This is a genomic window from uncultured Desulfovibrio sp. (genome assembly GCF_944327235.1).
Lineage (GTDB): Bacteria > Desulfobacterota > Desulfovibrionia > Desulfovibrionales > Desulfovibrionaceae > Desulfovibrio.
The window spans coordinates 1-12,836 of record NZ_CALVHE010000070.1 but is presented as its reverse complement, the minus strand read 5'-3'; the positions used below and the strand labels follow the sequence as shown (position 1 = coordinate 12,836).

General features: G+C 64.2%; 16 protein-coding genes. 8 read left to right on the top strand and 8 right to left on the bottom strand.

The window, feature by feature from the left end; all coding sequences use genetic code 11:
* A partial coding sequence (locus Q0K00_RS09375; protein ID WP_297228871.1) for a PDZ domain-containing protein occupies positions 1-563 on the bottom strand: 563 nt, incomplete at its 3' end.
* 184 nt (positions 564-747) lie between these two features.
* On the bottom strand, positions 748-1,260 hold the full coding sequence (locus tag Q0K00_RS09370) for a rubrerythrin family protein (RefSeq protein ID WP_297228869.1): 513 nt from the start codon (positions 1,258-1,260) through the stop codon (positions 748-750).
* Between the two features lie 216 nt (positions 1,261-1,476).
* On the opposite strand from Q0K00_RS09370, the gene Q0K00_RS09365 reads away from it, so the two are divergent.
* Entirely contained in the window at positions 1,477-2,112 is a 636-nt protein-coding gene (locus Q0K00_RS09365; RefSeq protein ID WP_297228867.1) for a YigZ family protein, read from the top strand.
* A 17-nt stretch (positions 2,113-2,129) separates the two neighbouring features.
* Here the strand turns inward: Q0K00_RS09365 and Q0K00_RS09360 are convergent, their stop codons facing one another.
* The 5 genes from Q0K00_RS09360 to folD all read right to left on the bottom strand — a co-directional run bounded on the left by Q0K00_RS09360 (position 2,130) and on the right by folD (position 6,288).
* A complete protein-coding gene (locus Q0K00_RS09360) occupies positions 2,130-2,705 on the bottom strand; it encodes a TetR/AcrR family transcriptional regulator (protein ID WP_297228865.1) in 576 nt (191 codons plus the stop codon).
* A gap of 2 nt (positions 2,706-2,707) precedes the next feature.
* Positions 2,708-3,181, bottom strand: a complete 474-nt coding sequence (locus Q0K00_RS09355; protein WP_297228863.1) for a chemotaxis protein CheW — start codon at positions 3,179-3,181, stop codon at positions 2,708-2,710.
* A 479-nt stretch (positions 3,182-3,660) separates the two neighbouring features.
* Complete coding sequence (locus Q0K00_RS09350) at positions 3,661-4,134, bottom strand: DUF4952 domain-containing protein (RefSeq protein ID WP_297228873.1); 474 nt, start codon at positions 4,132-4,134, stop codon at positions 3,661-3,663.
* Between the two features lie 103 nt (positions 4,135-4,237).
* Complete coding sequence (locus Q0K00_RS09345) at positions 4,238-5,392, bottom strand: DUF805 domain-containing protein (protein ID WP_297228861.1); 1,155 nt, start codon at positions 5,390-5,392, stop codon at positions 4,238-4,240.
* Between the two features lie 41 nt (positions 5,393-5,433).
* A complete protein-coding gene (gene folD / locus Q0K00_RS09340; protein WP_297228859.1) occupies positions 5,434-6,288 on the bottom strand; it encodes a bifunctional methylenetetrahydrofolate dehydrogenase/methenyltetrahydrofolate cyclohydrolase FolD in 855 nt (284 codons plus the stop codon).
* Positions 6,289-6,453: 165 nt separating this feature from the next.
* On the opposite strand from folD, the gene Q0K00_RS09335 reads away from it, so the two are divergent.
* The 4 genes from Q0K00_RS09335 (at position 6,454) to Q0K00_RS09320 (ending at position 9,503) form a co-directional block, all read left to right on the top strand.
* A complete protein-coding gene (locus Q0K00_RS09335) occupies positions 6,454-7,488 on the top strand; it encodes a phosphodiester glycosidase family protein (RefSeq protein ID WP_297228857.1) in 1,035 nt (344 codons plus the stop codon).
* A 153-nt stretch (positions 7,489-7,641) separates the two neighbouring features.
* Positions 7,642-8,022 carry a desulfoferrodoxin gene (locus Q0K00_RS09330; RefSeq protein ID WP_297228855.1) on the top strand — a complete coding sequence of 127 codons (381 nt, stop codon included), beginning with the start codon at positions 7,642-7,644 and terminating at the stop codon, positions 8,020-8,022.
* A 34-nt stretch (positions 8,023-8,056) separates the two neighbouring features.
* Positions 8,057-8,197 carry a rubredoxin gene (locus Q0K00_RS09325; RefSeq protein ID WP_297228853.1) on the top strand — a complete coding sequence of 47 codons (141 nt, stop codon included), beginning with the start codon at positions 8,057-8,059 and terminating at the stop codon, positions 8,195-8,197.
* A 100-nt stretch (positions 8,198-8,297) separates the two neighbouring features.
* The gene (locus tag Q0K00_RS09320) at positions 8,298-9,503 is read left to right on the top strand and encodes an FprA family A-type flavoprotein (protein ID WP_297228851.1); all 1,206 of its coding nucleotides are present in this window, start codon (positions 8,298-8,300) and stop codon (positions 9,501-9,503) included.
* 215 nt (positions 9,504-9,718) lie between these two features.
* Here the strand turns inward: Q0K00_RS09320 and Q0K00_RS09315 are convergent, their stop codons facing one another.
* Positions 9,719-10,882: a LarC family nickel insertion protein gene (locus Q0K00_RS09315; RefSeq protein ID WP_297228849.1), complete on the bottom strand. Its 1,164-nt coding sequence runs from the start codon at positions 10,880-10,882 to the stop codon at positions 9,719-9,721.
* A gap of 220 nt (positions 10,883-11,102) precedes the next feature.
* On the opposite strand from Q0K00_RS09315, the gene Q0K00_RS09310 reads away from it, so the two are divergent.
* From Q0K00_RS09310 to Q0K00_RS09300, 3 genes are all read left to right on the top strand, one after another.
* The gene (locus Q0K00_RS09310) at positions 11,103-11,768 is read left to right on the top strand and encodes a CBS and ACT domain-containing protein (protein WP_297228847.1); all 666 of its coding nucleotides are present in this window, start codon (positions 11,103-11,105) and stop codon (positions 11,766-11,768) included.
* Between the two features lie 186 nt (positions 11,769-11,954).
* Positions 11,955-12,272 (top strand): TusE/DsrC/DsvC family sulfur relay protein, encoded by a 318-nt coding sequence (locus Q0K00_RS09305; protein ID WP_296304256.1) that lies wholly within the window; start codon positions 11,955-11,957, stop codon positions 12,270-12,272.
* Between the two features lie 232 nt (positions 12,273-12,504).
* On the top strand, positions 12,505-12,836 hold a 332-nt coding region (locus tag Q0K00_RS09300), incomplete at its 3' end, for a transglycosylase domain-containing protein (RefSeq protein WP_297228845.1).

Here is a 12,836-nt window from a genome sequence, read left to right as displayed (position 1 = left end):
TTGACGCTCACCAGCGGGATGGCATCCCGCACGATGCGCACGGTATGCGGCGTCTTGGAGTTGGTGCGCAGCAGGGTGAGCTCCACTTCCGTCCCCTTGGGACCACGGATGCGCGAAGCCACCTCGGACAGGGAAAGCTCCTGCGTGGGCTGGCCGTTGATGGAAAGGATGAGGTCGCCCGGCTGCACCCCCGCCCGGAAAGCCGGGGTATCGTCGATGGGCGTGAGCACCGTCACCTGCCCGTTCTCCAGCGTCATTTCGATGCCGACGCCGAAAAACTCCCCGGCGGTGTTCTCGTGCATCTCCTTGTATTCTTCCGGCGTCATGAAGGTGGAATGCGGGTCCAGCGCCGACAACATGCCCTTGAGCGCTCCATTGATGAGATCCGCCCGGCTCACGTCCTTGACGTAGTTGCGCTCCACCAGATCAAGGACCTGACTGAAACGCCGCAGATCCTCATATTTGGCGTCGGGTGCGGACGCGGCGGCGGCAAGGACCGGCGAACCGCCGCCCAGCAGCGCGAGTCCCAGCAGCGCGCTGCACAAAACAGATAGGGTACGCATGAATTAGGCCTCCTGGTCGCCCGGCCGCCTGTATGCGGCACGGGCGGAATACGCATCTTGCCCGCTTTCCCCTCAAATTGCAATGTGGCCCGGCCCCCGGCGGCAGCAAAACGCGGCGCATACAGCCGCTAAGCCGTATGCGCCGCGCATATCATCCGTCAGGGGGCCTGGCGGCCGGACGGCATTACTTGTTCAGGCAGCAGGCGTCGTCCACCTTGAAGAAGGCCGCGGCGCCGCCCCCGCACACGGGGCAGGAGTCACAGGGACCTTCGTGGGTGTAACCGCAGACGCGGCAGACATAGTAGTCGGTGGAAGCCAGACCCTTGGGATCGGCCAGAGCCTTCTTGTACAGGTTGGCGTGCACTTCTTCCACCTTGTTGGCGAAGTCGAAGTACTTGGCCACGGCGGTGTTGCCTTCGGCCTCGGCGTCCTTGATCATCTCGGGGTACATCTTGGTGAACTCGTAGGTCTCCCCTTCGATGGCGGCCTTGAGGTTCTCTTCGGTGGTGCCGATGTGCCCGGCATTCTTCAGATGGGCATGGGCATGGATGGTCTCGGCGGCGGCGGCGGCGCGGAAGAGCTTGGCCACCTGCGGCATACCTTCCTTGTCCGCCACGGCGGCAAAGGCAAGGTATTTGCGGTTGGCCTGGGATTCACCGGCAAAGGCAGCCATCAGATTTTCCTGGGTCTTGCTCATGGTATGTCTCCTTGGAAAGGTGTTGTCGTTATCAGGAACAGTTCCTGTTTACTGAAATCCCCATTCCTTGTAAAGCATTTTTTTCCAAAATCCCATTTTTTTCTTGCGCGGCTCCGACGGCCCCGGCTTGTCAGCGGAGCGGAGGCGAGCTATACAGAGTGGGGCGCTTCGCCCTTCTCACACGACCGGCCGCTTGCCGTCCAAGAACCTTTTCGCATGAGTCGTTATCCCGTCCCCGCCGTTTTTCCCGACCAGCCCCATCAGGCCGAGCTCGTCATCCGGCGCAGCCGCTTCCTGGCCCATTGCGCCCGCACCACCGGCCATGCCGAAGCGCGGGCCTTCGTGGAACGTATCCGGGCCGCCCACGCCGACGCCACCCATAATTGCTGGGCCTATGTGGCCGGTCCGCCGGAACAGACGGCGGAGATCGGCTTTTCCGACGACGGTGAACCGCACGGCACCGCAGGTCGTCCCATGCTGCAGATCCTGCTTCACTGCGGCATTGGCGAGCTTTGCGTCGTGGTGACCCGCTGGTTCGGCGGCGTCAAACTGGGTACGGGCGGCCTCGTGCGCGCCTATCAGGACAGTGTGCGCGCGGTGCTGGCCGAACTGCCGCAAGAGGAGCGCGTCCCCCGCTGCCGTGCCCGCGTCCGGGTGGAATTCGCCCATCTGGACAGACTGCACCGCCTGTTGCCGGACGTGGAAGCGCGGCTTCTCGACGAAAGTTATGACGCTGCCGCCAGCCTGACCGTCAGTCTGCCCCGTGCGCGCTGGGATGAATTTACGGCCCTGCTGGCCGGGCGCACCGACGGCCGGGCTGAATGCAGCCTGCTGGAAGATCCGCCCGCCTGAGTCGGGCCAGTCGGCCATCACTCTCTGTCCGGGCGCAGGGCGCGGGCATAGGCCCGCCAGAGCGCCTGCGTCAGACGCTGCGCCGGACCCGGCCCGGCGTACAGCAATTCCGCGTGGATCCCCCGCAATATGCCGGTGAAGGCCAATGCGGCCTCAGCAGGCGACATCCCCAGCGGCGCGCTCGCCGTCTGTCTGAGCAACGCCTCCTCCACCCGTCGGACCAGCTCGGCGGAAAAGACCTGATCCCGCTCGCGGATGTGCGCCGCCAGCGAAGCCGGCGGCAGATAGATGCTCCGCAGGAGGAACGGCAGATGCAATGAGCTCTCGAAGCGACCCGCCGTCTCTTCGAGGTAGCGCCGCAGACCGTCCGAGGCGGACGCCTCCGGCGTCATGGCCGCCATGAGTTCCTGGAGCTCCATGCGCACCGCCTCGTCAAATACGGTGCGAAACAGATCTTCCTTGCTGCGAAAATGCGCGTAGAGCGACGGAGCCTTGATGCCGACAGCGGCCGCGATGGCCGAGAGCGGCGTGGCCGTATAGCCCTGCTGGCCGAAAAGCCGGATGGCGGCCAGCCGTATGTCCCGCGCGGACATGGTCAGTAGTCCAGGGCCTGCCGCAGGCTGTCCGTACAGACGAGATGCGCCGTATCCAGCACCACCAGCATACCCGCCTCAGTGATGACCATGCCGGAGATGGCCTCAATCTCAGCCCCACCGTAGAGCGAGGGCGGCTCCTTGATGTCGCTTACGGCGTAGCTGTGCACATGGCCGATGGAATCCACGAGGAAGCCCACCACCATGCCGTTGATCTCCATATTGATGATCCGCGTCCGCTTGTCGTACGGACGCCGGGGGATGCCCAGACGCGCCCGCAGGCTGACCACCGGGATGACCAGCCCGCGCAGGTTGATGACGCCTTCCATCTCCTGCCCGGCACGCGGGACGCGCGTCATGTCCTGCGGCAGGAGGATCTCCCGCATCTTGAGGATGTCCACGCCGAAAAGCTGACCATCAAGATAGAAGGTGCCGAATTGGATGACGCCTGATAAGCCGGTGCTGCCCGTCTGCATGGTATGCCTCGCTGGGAAGTTTCCTAACGCTTGTTAGCTTCTCTCTACGCTTTCCCCATCCAGCCGTCAACAGGCGGCCAGCACGGCGCGCGCAACAGGAACGAATGCGGTGCGGAAGGCGAACAAGCGCACCGCCGGGAAAAGGAAGGAGAACAAGGAAGGAGCTGATGCTCGAGCGCTTTGCCAGTGAAAAAGGCAAAACGAGAGACGGCGGCGCAGCGCCGCCCGGCCCACACCAAGGGGAAAAACCGTTTTCCCGCGAGGCGACAGACCGTACGGTTTGGAGCGTGGAGCGCTTCAAGCTGAAAATGCTCTCAGACGCCGTACGGAAACCGCAACGGCTATCTTGCCCGACGCCGTTCGCGGTCGTTGCCTACCGGGCGAAAGGAACGGACTATCCCGCCGGTGAAGGCCGCTTTACGAGGACGGAGAAAACAACCAGAGAAAAACGCTGGATCAGGAACGCCAGCGCACGCCGCTCAATCTGCGACGCCGCTAGCCAGCGGGAGGTCCACCCGCACGCCAAACCAGGCGATGCGCGCCCAGTCCGCTCTTTCGGAAGCGAACACGTCAGGACGCGGCACTTCCCCCATGCTGACGCGCGCCTCGACGCCGGACGGCAGGGAGATGTCCGGCAAAGAGTCGTGCAGCGCGGACGGATCGAGCCGCCCCTCCTCTCCTTCGGGGACGCTCCAGATGCCGAGCGAACGCACGAGCGCCCCCATGCGGCACCGCTCGCGCAGGACATTTTCCACAGCGGCGGCCTCGCTGCCGCGCACCCGATAACGCGCCGTGAACCGTTGCTGTCCGTTCGCTCCTTCCCGGCGGCAGAACAGGAACTCCAGTCCCTGCGGTCGGATATCCGCCGCACGCAGCAGATCCCCGCACTCCTGCGCCGTCCCCGGCGCTACCGGCAACAAACGAGGCAGACCGGGAAGAACGGCCGGGGGCACAGACAAGGTCTGCCCGTCCGCGGCGGGACAGGGAGCGACCGCTCCCCCTCCCCACCACAGCAGGCAAAGGCAAAAGATCCCCCAGCGCCGCAACGGCGAGGACTCAGCGCTTGGGCTTGGCCGGAGCGGCTTCATTGGCTTCCAGACGCTGCATGGCCTGCGTCACGGTCTGCCCCGGCCGGATGCATTCCGCTTCACGCCGGGCGTCCTCGGCCTGTTCCATCTCTTCCAGCAGGGAATCCACCAGTTCCTCATCCTGCGGCGGATCCGCTTCGGCGGCCAGATCCTGCAGGGAGTGGGAAGCCAGCGACATCTCTTCCGGCGTGAGATCCGCAGGCGGCCAGTCGCCGCGTCCTTTCGCCGCCGGAGCGGGCGCGGCCTGAACGGGTGCGGCGGCCTGAGCACCGGCAGCCGCAGCTGCGCCAAGGGCCGTCTTCTGCAAGGCCTGAGCGACCATCTGGGCAAAGGCTTCCGTGGGGGTCGGCGTCTCGGGCTGGGGAGGCGTGCGCTCCTCCGTGCCGACGCTTACCTTGTCCTGCACGGCGGGAGCGGCCTCGCGGGCCAGTTCGCCGGCGCGCAGATCATCCTCGGTCTCCTTGTCCAGCTCCACGCGGGGCACATCGTGCCATTCGGGGGAGGCCACGTCATCAAGATCGATGACCTCTTCCGCCTCGTCATCTTCCAGATTCAGGGGGACGCCGTTGACGTCCGTCGGCGGCAGGTGCTGCGGCATCCGTCCCAGCGGGTCAGGCCCGAAGCGATTGCTCCCGTGCGTCCCGTCGCCCAGAAAGACCAGCCCCAGCGACACCACGGCCAGCGCTTCCACCACGGCCAAGCCGCCGGCGCAGATATTCAGCACCATGCGCGGCAGTTCGGCGTCGACGACCTGCCAGGCCGTCAGCAGCCAGCAGCAGATGGCCGCCAGCCCCGGCACCAGCGCCGCGATGACCCAGCGCCCGCTGGCATCCATATCGTGCAGGCGCCGGATGGTCACGCAGACGGCCGGGATCAGCAGACCGAGCCAGATGATGCACAGCAGCAGACGCAGCAGCAGACGCGGGATCTCCTCCCCGGCGGGCAGCGGCTGCGCCCAGAGGCCGGGGAACATCTGATCCAGCGCCAGCATGAGCCAGACGAGCAATACGGCCAGCGGCAGGGCCAGCAGGGAGAACAACCAGAACTCCCCTCTGTCGGCCCGCCCCTCATGCTCCAGAAAACCGGAGCCGAAACAGTGTTTCCAGACGCTCAACAAGCGCATGATATGTCCTTGTGGCTGAATATGACGGATAGGTGACAGTCTCAGCAGCGTTCCTGCCAGGACTGCACGGTATTCTTGAGCAGCATTGCGATGGTCATGGGGCCGACCCCGCCCGGTACCGGCGTGATGGCCGCCACCTTGTCCTTGAGGGCGTCAAAGTCGGCATCCCCGCACAGCCCCTGCGGGGTACGGTTGATGCCCACGTCGATGATGACGGCCTTTTCGCTGACCATGTCGGCGGTGAGCATCCTGGGCTTGCCCACAGCCAGGAAGATGAAGTCCGCGGCGCGGCACTGCTCGGCCAGATCGGGCGTGCGCGAATGGCAGACCGTGACCGTGGCGTCCCCGTATTCGCCGGGGCGGCCCAGCAGCATGGCCAGAGGCTTGCCCACGATGTCGGACCGGCCGAGCACCACGGCCTTCTTGCCCTGTGTGGGCAGCTTGTAATAACGCAACAGCTCGATGACGCCCGCGGGCGTGCAGGACATGAGTCCCGGCAGCCCCAGGGACAGGCGGCCCACGTTTTCGGGGTGGAAGCCGTCCACATCCTTGGCCGGATTCATGGCCAACAGACATTGCGTGGCATTGAGCCCCTGAGGCAAGGGCAGCTGGAGCAGGATGCCGTCCACGTCGCTGCGGTGATTGAGATCCGCGATGAGGGCCAGCAATTCTTCCTGACGGGTGTGCGCGGGCAGATGGTAGGGCAAGGAGATGATGCCCGCTTCCTTGCAGGCGCGTTCCTTGTTCCGCACATAGACCTGCGAGGCGGGATCATCCCCCACCAGGATGACCGCCAGCCCCGGCGCGCGGCGCCCCTTGGCCGTGGCCTTGGCAATGAGCTTATGCAACGCCGTGCGCATCTCGAGCGCCACCTTTTTCCCGTCTATCAGCAGCATCGTACACCTCTCTTCGTTTTTCGGGGAACTGTTGGAAAAATGAGGGGGATATTATAGCTCCCTCCGCTGTCGGATTCAAGTCGCCGGGCAGTCCTCCCCCCGCCCCGACCCCGCAGAGGACAAAAGAAGCTTGCTTTCCCCCGGGCCGGGACGTAGGTTGTGGCAATGGAACGCTGCCCAACTGTCCGATCCTCGGGGCGGCCGCTCTGCCGTCCCGCACGTCCCGCCGCCAGCCGCCGCATCTCCGGTCTGTTGCGGCGCAGCGGGCAGGCGTTCTTCTGCTGGCTCTTCTTTCTGTGCGTCGTCTGGGTCCCGCCGGTGCGTGCGGACAACCCGGCGACATCCGTACCGGCGCAGGCCGAAGAAGCCCTCGCCACTCCCAGTCCGACGGCTCCCCCGGCCATATCCGACGCCCTCCCCGCCATCCTCTGGGAAGAGCAGGACGGCCTGGCCTTTGCCGAACTGCCCCTGCCGCTGCGGGACGGTCCGGGACCGAGTCTGGCCGTGGTGCGGCTGCCTCCCGAAAACTTCGATTTCGTGCTCTGCGCCGTGGGGCGCGGCAAGCATCCCCCCCTCACCCTGAAGCAATGGGCCCAGCGGGAGGGGCTTGCGGCCGCCATCAACGCCAGCATGTACCTGCCGGACGGCGTCACCAGTACCGGCTACCTGCGCGAAGGGGACTATGCCAACAACAGCCGACTGGCACGGCGCTTCGGAGCGTTTTTCGTCGCCGGGCCAGATGACGCCGCCCTGCCCGCCGCCACAATCATCGACAAGGAAGAACCGGACTGGCAGGAACGCCTTGCCCGCTACCGCCTCGTCGTACAGAATTACCGGCTCATCAGCCGGGACGGTCGCATCCTCTGGAAGCCGGGCGGCCCCCGCACCGCCATCGCCGCCGTGGGCGTGGACGCCGAGGGCCGTATCCTCTTCCTGCACTGCCGCGAACCGCTCGATGCCTACAGCTTTGCCGAAGGGCTGCTGCGCCTGCCGCTGGGACTGCGTTCGACCATGTATGTGGAAGGGGGCGGACAGGCGGGACTTGTCCTGCGCACGGGGACCATCGAGCGGGACTATGCCGGTCGCAGCGCCGCGGAATTCCTTTCCGCGGGCAGCATCCGCGTCGCCCTGCCCAATGTGCTGGGCGCGCGGCGGCGGACGACGGCTCCCGTGCCGGAAACCGCCGCCGGTCCACGCTGAAGCCGCCTATTAAAAAAAATTCCTGTTAACGGAAAAAAAGGCTTTACAGGCGTCAAGGAATAGGACACACTCGTTTTCGTAACGACGACAAGAGCCTCCGGTGCGGAGGCCTGACCGTCGCCCCAAACGAACCAAACGCATCGAGAGGACACCATGCCCAAGCATCTCGAAATTTACAAGTGCCAGCATTGCGGCAATATCGTTGAAGTTTTCCACGGCGGAGCCGCTCCCCTCAACTGCTGCGGCCAGCCCATGAAGCTCATGACCGAAGGCGCCACCGACGGCGCGCAGGAAAAGCATGTGCCTGTCATCGAAAAGATCGACGGCGGCTACAAGGTGAGCGTGGGCAGCGTTGCCCATCCCATGGAAGAAGCCCACTATGTGGAATGGATCGAGCTCATCGCTGACAATCAGGTGCTCACCTGCTTCCTGAAACCCGGCGACAAGCCGGAGGCCGTGTTCAAGACCGACGCCGCCAAGGTGACGGCTCGCGAATACTGCAACCTGCACGGCCACTGGAAAGCGGAAAACTAATCATCCAGCAGATACCTTCTAAGGAGAGATTCCCATGCAGAAATATGTTTGCGGCGTTTGCGGCTACGAATACGATCCGGCGGAACACGACAACGTGCCCTTTGACCAACTCCCCGACGACTGGACCTGTCCTGTGTGCGGCGTGAGCAAGGACCAGTTCGCTCCCGCCGAATAGGCTGAGTCTGCCTGTCACCATACGCCTGCCCTGTTCGCACGGGGCAGGCGTTTCCTGTTTGCGTATTGCGACAACCCCAAACGCTCTTGACGGAGTTCCCATGCAGCCCTTTGAACTGAAAAAAGACATTTACTGGGTCGGCTGCGTCGATTATGACCATCGCGACTTCCACGGCTACTCCCGTTCGCCCGAAGGCACCACCTACAATGCCTATCTGATCAAGGACGAAAAGAACGTCCTGATGGATACGGTCTCTCCGGGATGCGCCGGTACCCTGCTCTGCCGTCTGGGCAAGGTCATCGAGCCTGAGAAGGTGGACTATATCGTCTGCAACCACATGGAACTGGACCACGCCGGTTCGCTGGCCCAGATCGTGGAACGCTGCAAGCCCGAAAAGATCTTCTGCTCCACCCTCGGGCTCAAGTCCATGCAGGGCTATTTCAACACCAAGGACTGGCCCGTCGTCGCGGTCAAGAGCGGCGACAAGCTGGAGATCGGCAAGCGCACCATCATCTTCCAGGAAACCCGTATGCTGCACTGGCCGGACAGCATGGTGTCCTACATCCCGCAGGACAAGCTGCTGATCAGCAATGACGCCTTCGGCCAGAACATCGCCACCAGCTGGCGCTATGCCGACGAGCACGACGAAGGCGACTTCGTGCGTGCCATCAAGGAATATTACTACAACATCGTCCTGCCCTACTCCCCGCAGGTGCTGGCCACCCTGCCCATCGTGGAAGGACTGGACATCGACATGATCGCGCCCGACCACGGCCTCATCCACCGCGGCGAGAAGTCCGTGCGCTTCATCATCGACATGTACCGCAAGCTCGCTGAACAGAAGCCGCAGCAGCGCGCCGTCATCTTCTACGACACCATGTGGAAGTCCACCGAAAAGATGGCTTATGCCGCCTGCAGCGGTCTGGAAGAAGTGGGCGTGCCCACGCGCCTCATGTCCGTGAAGAACAATCACCACAGCCAGATCCAGACCGAACTGGCCGACTGCGGCGCCGTGCTCGCCGGTTCGCCCACGCACAACAATACCGTGCTGCCGCTGGTGGCCGCCCAGCTCACCTATATGAAGGGCCTCCGTCCCAAGAACCGGGTGGGCGGCGCTTTCGGTTCCTACGGCTGGTCTGGCGAATCCGCCAAGTACATCCACGAACAGCTCGAGAGCATGGGCATGGAGATGCCCGCCGCGCCGGTCAAGTGCAACTGGGCTCCCGGCCACGAAGCCCTCAAGGCCTGCCACGATCTCGGCAAGGCCGTGGGCGAAGCGCTCAAGCGCAAGTGCCAGGGCGAATAGCCCCCGCCTGCCATGATACCCAAAAGGGGACCCCGCACCCAGCGGGGTCCCCTTTTTTAGAGCGTTTTGCCCATGAAAACGACCAAACGTGACGCGACAGCACCGTCCGCCCGGTCAAAAGAGAGCGGAAAAACCGTACGCTTTACGCGAAGCGACAGACCGTGACGCATGGAGTGAAGCGTTTCGCGTTTCAAGCAGCCCGGCCCTTTTCACCCTCATTTCCCTTCTTCCGGCATGGCAAAACGCAGGGCAGGCATACCGAGGCCGCGTTCGTCGGCATGGCGGCCAAGAGCATCGGCTTCCGCCCGGACGTAGGTGCGACCTTCCAGCTCATAGCGCTTGGCCGGCATACGCTCGCCATCGCAGAGCGCCACCCCCGCCGCGCGCGGCAGGACGGCCCGCTCCAGCCGCTGCATACGCACCCCCAGACTGTGCGTATGCCGGAAGAGCAGGCATAGGGCTTCTTCCTGCGCGGCAGGAAGGCACAGCACCCGCAGCGCGCCGGAAGGCCGATTCTTCTTGCCGGTCCCGGCAAGCCAGAGCACATCCAGCACGGCAGGCGAAGCCGCCAGCGACTCGATGGCCCGGCCGAGCTCTTCGCCGCTCAGATGATCCAGATGGCATTCCAGCTGGCAGACCTCTTCCCGACCGCCGCGAGCCTGGACCTCTGCCGGGGTCTTGCGCACTTCCCAGATGCGCAGCCCGGCCGGCGCCGGACGCGAACCGTAGCCCGTGCCCAGACGTCCCAGCCGACCCTGCGGCCCTTCGCAAAAATCATCCACCAGCGCGTGCGCCAGCGCCGCGCCGGTAGGCGTCACCAGCTCGGTCTGCGCACCGCTCGGGCGCACCGGCTTGCCCTGCATGAGACGGGCCGTGGCCGGAGCGGGCAGGGGGATGCGCCCATGCGCGCACTCGATGCTGCCGCCGAACCACGGCAGGGGCGAGGCCGTCACCCGTTCCACGCCCAGCTCTTCCAGCCCCCAGCAGACGCCGAGGATGTCCACCAGCGTATCCACCGCGCCGACCTCATGGAAATGCACCTGCTCCACCGGGATCCGGTGCGCATACGCCTCCGCCTGCGCCAGGGCGTCCAGTACGGCCAGCGCACGCACGCGGACCCGTTCCGCCACGTCCACCCGCTGGAAGATGGCGGCGATGTCCGCCGGATGGCGCAACGGCTGTTCCTCTTCCTTCCAGCGCACATCCACGCAAAAGCCCGGCCCGCCCGCTCGGTCCTCTTCGCGGCACTCCACGACGCAGGCCACACCGGCCCGCGCCAGACGCTCCACCAGAGGAGCGAAATCCACGCCCAGATGGGCCAGCGCCGCAAGCGTCATATCGCCGCTGATGCCATTTGCACAATCCCAGTACATTTCCATGTGCCGCACCTCCCGAGTGCGCCGCCGGAGCGGAAAAACGGGCGGACTTGTACAGCCACTGCCCTTGGTGTATACCTGTCTGAAAGAACGCTATGTACGCAGCGCCCGCCGCAGCCGCGGCAGAACGCCGTCAGGCCGGGGACAAGGCGTCATGCGCTGTCACGCGATACGGCGGCACGTCGCCGCACCATACCGTCAACCATCACGCCAAGGAGGCTGCATGGCCGTCAAGCATTGGATGACCAACGACGTCATCACCGTCAAGGCCGACACTTCGCTGCTCAAGTGCCGCAACCTGATGAAAGAAAAAAATATTCGCCGTGTGCCCGTGGTGGACGACGACAATCATGTCATCGGCATCATTTCCGACCGAGACGTCAAGAGCGCCTCGCCGTCCAAGGCAACGGCCCTCGAAGTGCATGAGATGCAGTATCTGCTGGCCGAGATCAAGGCGCGCGACATCATGACGCCATCCCCTGTCACTGTCAAACCTGACGCCACGGTGGAAAACGCCGCGGTCCTCATGGTGGACCGCAAGATCGGCGGCCTGCCCGTGGTGGGTGATGACGGCAAATTGTGCGGCATCATCACCGATCAGGACATCTTCAAGGTGCTCATCGACATCACGGGCGCGCGCCTCGGCGGGCTTTACGTCGCGATGGAAGTGGACGACAAGCCCGGCGCCATGCGGCCGGTATTCGACACGCTGCGCGAACAGGGCGCACGCATCAGTTCCGTGCTGAGCCGCAATCCTGAAGGTGCGGGCAAACGTCAGGTGTTCATCCGCACCATGCCCATGAGCAGCCCCGCTCAGGAAGCCGCCACTGTCGATGCGCTGCGCGGCGTGGCCAAGATCCTTGATTTCTCCCACTGCGACCCGGTATAGCCGCTTTGGGGACATGCGGCGGCAAGGACGCCACGCACTTGCCAATGTCGCGGTTTTATGGCAAAGAAATTCGTGGCGGAGCAGGATGTGCTCCACCAAGCACTGGGAAATCGGCCGATCATCGGCTGGCGGGCTTTGGGGCATATCGCCCCTGAGCGAGAGTAATACATGTCCAAGGAGGACACGATGGCTGAAATCACGTATAAGGGTAAAACCTTTGAAGTTGACGAAGACGGCTTCCTGCTCCACTTCGACGAGTGGTGCCCCGAGTGGATGGAATATGTGAAGGAATCCGAAGGGATCACGGAACTGAATCCTGATCACCAGAAGATCCTCGACTTCCTCCAGGATTACTACCGCAAAAACGGCATCGCCCCCATGGTGCGTATCCTCTCCAAGAACACCGGCTACAAGCTGAAGGAAGTGTACGAACTCTTCCCCTCCGGCCCCGGCAAGGGCGCCTGCAAAATGGCTGGCCTGCCCAAGCCCACCGGCTGCGTGTAGTCGCTACCGGCGCTTTCAAAGGCGGAACTTCGGTTCCGCCTTTTTTTATCCATCCCGCTCCCCTTACGCCTCCCGCGCCTCCCGCCTTTCCCCGTCAACCCGCTCCATCGGCCCGCATGACCGGCAGCGCGCACGCTCCGTGCCTGGGCGGCTGTCGCCCGCACTGCGTCGTGCGACGGCGCGCCTCCTCTCCCCTCTTTACCTTGGCGCAAAAAAACGGTATCGCCCTGCCATGAAACTCTCTCGCATCCTGAAGCGCACCGCGCTTGTCCTCCTGCTGCTGATATTTCTGGGCGGCCTCGGCGCCGCAGGCGTCGTGGCGACCCTGTTCTACTGGGCCTCACGGGATCTTCCCGATCTGGACAGGCTCATCAGCTATGATGCGCCGCAGGCCACCACCATTCTGGCGCGAGACGGCTCCATCCTCGGCACACTGGCGCACGAGAAGCGCTACGACATCAAGCTGACGGACATGTCCCGTTATCTGCCCATGGCCTTTCTGGCCGCCGAGGACGACAATTTCTATACGCATCCCGGCATCGACATCGTGGCCATCATCCGCGC

Bases quoted from the DNA above. Each gene is read 5' to 3' on its own strand.
- Q0K00_RS09370 (WP_297228869.1), bottom strand. From the start codon at position 1,260: ATGAGCAAGACCCAGGAAAATCTGATGGCTGCCTTTGCCGGTGAATCC.
- Q0K00_RS09365 (WP_297228867.1), top strand. From the start codon at position 1,477: ATGAGTCGTTATCCCGTCCCCGCCGTTTTTCCCGACCAGCCCCATCAG.
- Q0K00_RS09360 (WP_297228865.1), bottom strand. From the start codon at position 2,705: ATGTCCGCGCGGGACATACGGCTGGCCGCCATCCGGCTTTTCGGCCAG.
- Q0K00_RS09355 (WP_297228863.1), bottom strand. From the start codon at position 3,181: ATGCAGACGGGCAGCACCGGCTTATCAGGCGTCATCCAATTCGGCACC.
- Q0K00_RS09345 (WP_297228861.1), bottom strand. From the start codon at position 5,392: ATGCGCTTGTTGAGCGTCTGGAAACACTGTTTCGGCTCCGGTTTTCTG.
- folD (WP_297228859.1), bottom strand. From the start codon at position 6,288: ATGCTGCTGATAGACGGGAAAAAGGTGGCGCTCGAGATGCGCACGGCG.
- Q0K00_RS09335 (WP_297228857.1), top strand. From the start codon at position 6,454: ATGGAACGCTGCCCAACTGTCCGATCCTCGGGGCGGCCGCTCTGCCGT.
- Q0K00_RS09330 (WP_297228855.1), top strand. From the start codon at position 7,642: ATGCCCAAGCATCTCGAAATTTACAAGTGCCAGCATTGCGGCAATATC.
- Q0K00_RS09325 (WP_297228853.1), top strand. From the start codon at position 8,057: ATGCAGAAATATGTTTGCGGCGTTTGCGGCTACGAATACGATCCGGCG.
- Q0K00_RS09320 (WP_297228851.1), top strand. From the start codon at position 8,298: ATGCAGCCCTTTGAACTGAAAAAAGACATTTACTGGGTCGGCTGCGTC.
- Q0K00_RS09315 (WP_297228849.1), bottom strand. From the start codon at position 10,882: ATGGAAATGTACTGGGATTGTGCAAATGGCATCAGCGGCGATATGACG.
- Q0K00_RS09310 (WP_297228847.1), top strand. From the start codon at position 11,103: ATGGCCGTCAAGCATTGGATGACCAACGACGTCATCACCGTCAAGGCC.
- Q0K00_RS09305 (WP_296304256.1), top strand. From the start codon at position 11,955: ATGGCTGAAATCACGTATAAGGGTAAAACCTTTGAAGTTGACGAAGAC.